Source organism: Armatimonas sp. (assembly GCF_964826245.1).
The window spans coordinates 1-5,940 of record NZ_CBAYMC010000250.1 but is presented as its reverse complement, the minus strand read 5'-3'; the positions used below and the strand labels follow the sequence as shown (position 1 = coordinate 5,940).

9 protein-coding genes are annotated in these 5,940 nt (G+C 56.4%); 4 read left to right on the top strand and 5 right to left on the bottom strand.

Features of this window, described 5'->3' with window-relative positions:
• Positions 1–275 precede the first annotated feature (275 nt).
• From AC1XOS_RS18725 to AC1XOS_RS18710, 4 genes are read left to right on the top strand one after another with little or no spacing between them, the layout of a single operon-like run.
• Positions 276–1,118 (top strand): 2-oxo acid dehydrogenase subunit E2, encoded by an 843-nt coding sequence (locus tag AC1XOS_RS18725; protein WP_481963740.1) that lies wholly within the window; start codon positions 276–278, stop codon positions 1,116–1,118.
• A gap of 34 nt (positions 1,119–1,152) precedes the next feature.
• Entirely contained in the window at positions 1,153–1,344 is a 192-nt protein-coding gene (locus AC1XOS_RS18720) for a hypothetical protein (RefSeq protein WP_481963739.1), read from the top strand.
• A gap of 3 nt (positions 1,345–1,347) precedes the next feature.
• Positions 1,348–1,596, top strand: a complete 249-nt coding sequence (locus AC1XOS_RS18715) for a hypothetical protein (RefSeq protein WP_481963738.1) — start codon at positions 1,348–1,350, stop codon at positions 1,594–1,596.
• Positions 1,597–1,623: 27 nt separating this feature from the next.
• Positions 1,624–2,028, top strand: a complete 405-nt coding sequence (locus AC1XOS_RS18710) for a hypothetical protein (protein ID WP_481963737.1) — start codon at positions 1,624–1,626, stop codon at positions 2,026–2,028.
• Between the two features lie 40 nt (positions 2,029–2,068).
• Here the strand turns inward: AC1XOS_RS18710 and AC1XOS_RS18705 are convergent, their stop codons facing one another.
• From AC1XOS_RS18705 to AC1XOS_RS18685, 5 genes are all read right to left on the bottom strand, one after another.
• Positions 2,069–2,518 (bottom strand): nucleoside deaminase, encoded by a 450-nt coding sequence (locus AC1XOS_RS18705; protein ID WP_481963736.1) that lies wholly within the window; start codon positions 2,516–2,518, stop codon positions 2,069–2,071.
• 7 nt (positions 2,519–2,525) lie between these two features.
• Positions 2,526–3,194, bottom strand: a complete 669-nt coding sequence (locus AC1XOS_RS18700) for a phytanoyl-CoA dioxygenase family protein (protein ID WP_481963735.1) — start codon at positions 3,192–3,194, stop codon at positions 2,526–2,528.
• Entirely contained in the window at positions 3,191–4,603 is a 1,413-nt protein-coding gene (cysS, locus tag AC1XOS_RS18695; RefSeq protein ID WP_481963734.1) for a cysteine--tRNA ligase, read from the bottom strand. Before cysS ends, AC1XOS_RS18700 begins: the two co-directional genes overlap by 4 nt.
• Before the next feature lie 32 nt (positions 4,604–4,635).
• Entirely contained in the window at positions 4,636–5,466 is an 831-nt protein-coding gene (locus tag AC1XOS_RS18690) for a DNA glycosylase (RefSeq protein ID WP_481963733.1), read from the bottom strand.
• A gap of 64 nt (positions 5,467–5,530) precedes the next feature.
• The coding region (locus AC1XOS_RS18685; RefSeq protein WP_481963732.1) for a PEP-CTERM sorting domain-containing protein at positions 5,531–5,940 on the bottom strand (410 nt) is incomplete at its 5' end.

The following is a 5,940-nucleotide window of genomic DNA, read 5'->3' as shown; positions in this document are numbered from 1 at the left end:
GGGAGTCGAGGCTACTGCGCTCGCAGTGGATATAGAACGCTGCCCACTCCCGCACGTAGGCATCAGGGTCTGCTAGAAAGCAAAGAAAAACCTCCCGCACTTGCCTTTGCTGTGGCAGTATCACGCCACTTTCCCCGAGTCCCGTTCCTAGTGCGTGACAGACTCCCCTGCGGACTTTTTTTTAGGCAGGACTGTATCGTCTGGGACTATTGTCCTGATAAATTGAGCCAAAAGCCCTGCGCTATACAACAACATTTTGCGTTACTATAGGCGCTATGAAACACTTGAAGCTTGGCGCGACGCAGCGCTTGACCACTTACCGCAAGATCGCGATTTCGAGCTGGAACCGTCCGGTGGATCCGAGCACCTATGCTTGGGTGGACCTGCCCGTCGCAGATGCGGAGGCATTTCTGAAGAGCTATGTCTCAGAGGTGCGTCCGACGATGACACACTTTGTGGCTAAGATTCTGGCGCACTGTCTGGAGAAGAACCCAGAGCTCAATCATATTCTGCGCCAGGGGAATCTGTATCGTCGTGAGCGCACCGATGCCTACGTCACCACGCTGCTCAAAGGGGAGGGCTCGCTCGATCTCTCGGGGTTCACCCTGCCTGATGTTGGGCGTGCGAGCCTTGGGGAGCTGGCAAAAGTTTCTCAGGAGGCGGTTGAGGCGCTCCGTAAGGGCACCGACGAAGTGACTGCTCGCACGGACAAAGTGGTGGCGAGCCTTCCCGCTCTGCCTCTTCGCATCCTGATGCGCACCCAGAGCTTCTTTCAGTACACCCTCAATCTCTCACTCCGCGCTTTTGGGATTCCTGATGATCGGTTTGGCTCTTTTGTGATCTCCAACTTCGGGCCGCTCGGACTGGAAAATGGCTTGGTGCCGCTCTCGCCGTACTGCCGCTGCCCCTTGATGGTAGGGATGGGCAAGACCGTCAAGAAGCCGATTGTGGAGAAGGATCAGATTATTATTGCCGAGTGCATGACCATTAGCTTTACCTTCGACCACCGCTATGCCGATGGTGCCCACGGTGCGCAGCTCATGCGACTCTTTCAGAAAATTTTCCAGAACCCCACCCGCTACGCCCATATTTTTGGTGAAATGTCTTCGGAGCCGTAACCGATATGCCTTTGTGCTCTGGGGCGCGATCCGCGTGTGCGTGATCGTATGGCTCTTGTTTGTCGTCTTGCGCTGGCTCTTGACGCCGCCGCACTGGCGCGATGGCGAAGGCCCGATGGTGGATCATGGGGAGCGTCTCACGGTCGAGTTCTCCTGGCTCCGCTTTCTCCTGGCTCCGCTGGTTTTGCGATACTCTCTCACTCAAGTTCTGGCGCTGGTAAAATAGGCCATGACAAGTTTCTGGATAGCGATCGGTCTGGCAACGGTGGCAGTGCTCGCGCTTCTGTTCTGGTGGCGCCGTCCGGTGAGCTGGGAAGATGGCGAGAGTAGCACGTTGCACGATGAAGGCCCCCTCCTTGATACAGATGGGGGACGCTCCCGCTGGTGGTGGTTCTTCAGCTACGATGCGAATCGCTTGACACAGTGGCTCTTCAACCTGAAAGACTGGTTTGAGAACCAGGGCCATCGCCGCAAATAATGGATCTGAGTGATAGACTAGCGGCAGATGGAAGACATGGAAGACGATGAACTTACGGAGAGCCTTTGGTACTCCACTGAGGGTGGGCGTAACCTGGGGAGGCCGGGGATTGAGGGTGGCTATATCCAGCGCGATGAAGAGCTAGGCGACCCGCTGGAGCCCGAAGATGCGCAAGCGCGTATCACGCTGGAGCAGAAAGGTATAGACGACCCTCTTTTCTATGTCACGGCACAGCTCTACGGCGGCTGGCTCTTTCTCACCGTCGGTCGCAAAACAAAGACCGAGGCGGAAGCGATCTACACCGAGCTTCGTGCAGAGCTAGAGCGCCTTGCCAGCCTTCTTCCGTTTGAAGAGGAGCCCGATATCGAGATTCGCGCCACTCAAGTTGCCACGGAATCCGCCGCACTAGAGAGTCGTTTCGCCCGTATCTGAGCGAGTTATCCACAGGTTATCCACAAGCTGTGGATAACTCTTATGCAGGCATGAGCCGGGTAAAGAGAGCGTAGCACTCGGGGCGCAGGCAGGGGCCATGCACCACGGTCGTAAAGTCACTGCGCTGGGTGAGCTCTTGTGCGAAGACATAGATCTGAGAGCAGTGCTTGGCGGCATCGTCGATTGTCGCCCCATAGACAACCCGATCCAGGCGTGCCCAGAGAGCACTTGCCATGCACATGGGGCAGGGTTCGCAGGTCGTGTAGAGCGTATAGCCTGCTAGTGAGAGGCTCTCTAACTTCTGGCAGGCAAGGCGCACGGCGCGAAGCTCCGCATGGGCAGAGGGGTCTATGTCTTCACTTACCCGGTTCGCAACCTCGATTAAGACTTCGCCCGTGGCAGTGCGGACGATCCGAGCACCAAATGGGTTCGTTTGCTGGGATGCGAAGGCGACTAGCCCAGACATCTGTTCTTCGTCGGTTTGCTTCATTGTTTATTTACCACTTATGGGCAATGGCAAAGCGCGGGTAGTCGCGGGTGTTGCGGCTGCCGGAGTGGGCGCAAAGATAGTGGTAAAACAAGACATCGCCGCGCCTGCCCTCGACTTGAATTCCCTCGCCCAGATCCAGCTCTCCTAGTGCGTTGTTGAGTGTGAACATACGCTTAAAGCGCTCAGGATCGCTCTTGGCAAACGCCTCAATTTTCTTGTGCGAGCCGGGCCAGACCACAGTCGGAGCACCCTCGCGCTTGCAGTCCGTGAGATAGAGAAGAGAAGCGAGGCGCATTGGTCGTGGAAAGACCTGAAAGTTATCCCTTTCCAGTGCGTGGTCAATGTGCGGCCCGTGGTGCGCCCATGGCCCCGCCTGAGGAAAGATATTGATGGCAAATGCAGAGCGTGGCGCTTGCCAGTCTGGCTGAGTCTCACCACAAAGCTCGTCTACGAGCCGCGCCATCTCAAGCGTGAAGATCGCAGTGACATTAGGCGAGTCGTGGCCCGAGCCGACGGGCTTACCTTCCCAGGTGCTCGGATCAGATGGATCGGCTTCGAGCTTCTCCCAGACTGCGGCCTCGGCTCTGGCGGCGATTTCGTCAGGGATGAGGCCAGGGATAAGCAAAAAGCCATCGCGGTCGAAGGCAGCTCGTTGCTCTACACTTAAGGGGCTCATTTGCGTGTGACTTTCGCGCCCTGTGGCGTGTCGCCGAGCTCCCAGCCGAGCTCGGCGAGCTGGGTGCGGATCACGTCGGAGCGTGCGAAGTCCTTGGCCTTGCGGGCGGCTTGGCGCTCGTCCACGAGTGCCTGGATGTCTTCCGGCACGTCTACGGCCACTTCTTCGGTCTTGACTGCGCGCTCTTCAAGCTTTAGCCCCAGAACCGCATCGAAGTGCCTCCAGAGGCGCGGGGAGTCGTAGGAGTGCAGCAGACCAACGGCGCGGGGGACATTGAGGTCGTCGGCGAGGGCTCCAAAAACATCCACAACGGCGGCATCGAAGGCAACTTGGATCGACAGTGGTTCGTCGTCTGCCCGTGCCACACGCTCGTAGAGGCGCTTAAGGGTCGCTGCTGCTGTGTCTAGGTTCGCCGCATGTCCTGTCTTTGCGCTCTCGTCGTCCCAGATCCACTTCAGCTCCAGCTCGCTTCGGTAGTGCGCTTGCAGGCAGAGATAGCGGTAGGCCAGCGGATCGTAGCCGGAGTCTGTGAGAACCTTGACGGTGAGAAAGCCTCCGCTGCTCTTGCTCATCTTGTCGCGGCCCAGGGTGAGAAATGCGGTATGCATCCAGATATTGGCGAACGTGTGCCCCGTGCAGCACTCGGACTGGGCAATTTCGTTGGTGTGGTGGATATTGATATGATCGTTACCCCCGCAGTGAATATCAAAGGTCTCCCCCAGATACTTCATGCTCATCGCGGAGCATTCGATATGCCAGCCAGGGTAGCCTACGCCCCAAGGCGACTCCCACTTCATGATGTGATTGGGCTTGTTAGAGAACCAGAGCACAAAGTCGGCAGGGCCACGCTTGCCACGATCCACATTCACATCGTCGCGGGCCGCCACTTTTAGCTCATCTAATCTTAAGCGAGCGAGCTTTCCGTAGTCAGAGAACTTGCTGGTGTCGAAGTACAGCGCCTCGGGTGTGGTGTAGGTGTAGCCTTTCTCCTCTAGCGTTCTATTGATTGCGATCATCTCTTGGATATGATCTGTGGCGCGGGGGAGAAAGTCGGGGCGGGCGATATTAAGCTGGTCAATGTCGCTGAGAAATGCCTGAGTATAGAACTCCGCAATCGCCCAAGGATCTTTTCCTTCACGCTGAGCTGCGATGGCCATCTTATCATCGCCCTGATCCTCATCGCTGGTCAGATGACCCACATCGGTGATATTCATCACCCACGTGGTGTTCAGGCCGCAGAGCCGCAGCATTCGCACCAGCAAGTCCTCAAAAAGAAACGTGCGTAAGTTCCCAATATGCGCGTAGTTGTAGACCGTCGGCCCACACGTGTAGATTCCGATCTGTCCAGGAACAAGAGGCACAAGGCGCTCTTTGGTGCGGCTGAGGGTGTTGTAGAGAAAAATATCCATAATTAGCTCCCCCCGGTTAGAGCGGGGGTGATCTATTTTACCGCCTGCTGATAGAAGAGTGTCTGCTGTGCCCAGCCTGCGTAGGGTCCGAACTTGCGCTGAAAGGCAGCACTCGCCCGCTCGTAGTTTGCAGGTGTGAGCGAGAGCGCGGAAAGCTCGGGGGCGTAGTGTGTTTTCGTGATGCGCCAGATGTGCGTATCCACGGGTACCGCTGAATCGGCATCGAGCGAGAACAGCGCAATGCAATCGGCGATCTTGCGGCCAATTCCCGGAAACTGCGTCAGCTCTGCCTCAATTTCCACAAGAGGTCTTCCCCGAAGCGACTCCAGCCAGCCGTCGGGCTTTTCAGCGAGCTTACGGGCGGCGAGCACCACGCGCTCCGCCCGAAAGCCAAGCCCACGCTCCCTCAGGCGGCTCTCCCTAAGAGTGAGCAGCTGCTCCAGAGTTGGGAACTGCCCAAACGGGTCACCTGTCGCTTCGTCGCAGACGGCCTCCAGCATCTTGCGAATACGGGCAATGGGAGCGACCGCGGCGCAGAGAAACGAAAAAAAGCACTCCTGGGGGTCTTGCCGTAGGATTCGCAAGCCCGACTGGCCCTCCCAGGCTTTGGCAAAGAGGGGATCAAGGGCGCACCAACGACGCGCTTGTTCTGTCAGAGAGAGATCGTCGAGACGAAGAAAAGAGCGCACAAAACTCTCGTCGGCTCCTGTAAACTCCACAAGGCGCCCTTGCTGCCTTAGCCGAAGGACATGCTCTCCCACAGCTCCCATACACCAGCCTTCTTCATCAAGCTGCCAGCGGAACATTTGACCTGAGAACAGCGTGGCAATTAGATTAAGTTCTTGTGGATTAACAGAGATCATAAAATGCACAAAAAAGCCGAGTGCAAAACACTCGGCTTTTGAGAGAAATGAAAGAAGCTTTAGCTTATTTCCGGCGGCGACGGATCGCAACAGCGATAGGTGCAACTCCAAGGCCAAAGAGTGCGAGGGTTCCCGGCTCTGGAGCTGCTGAAGCGCTAACAAGCGTTAGTACTCCTGGCAAGTTTACGTTTTGCGCTGACCCTGTTGCAGGAACACTATTATTACCCGAGAAACGAAAACTAAAGTTTTTATCACCCGCCGTAAATGGAATGGTTGCTCCTGTAAAGGCAACAGAAATAGTTGTAACGCTGTAGCTTACTGGTACCACAATACCCGTAACTGTCACACCATTTATGTCAAACGCCAGAGTTACATCATTAGTTCCTGTTGATGTACCTGCGGCATTTGCAATATTGAACTGGAAGTTTGTGGGGAAATTGACCACCGTGCTTGAACCGAAACCAACAAGGCTAG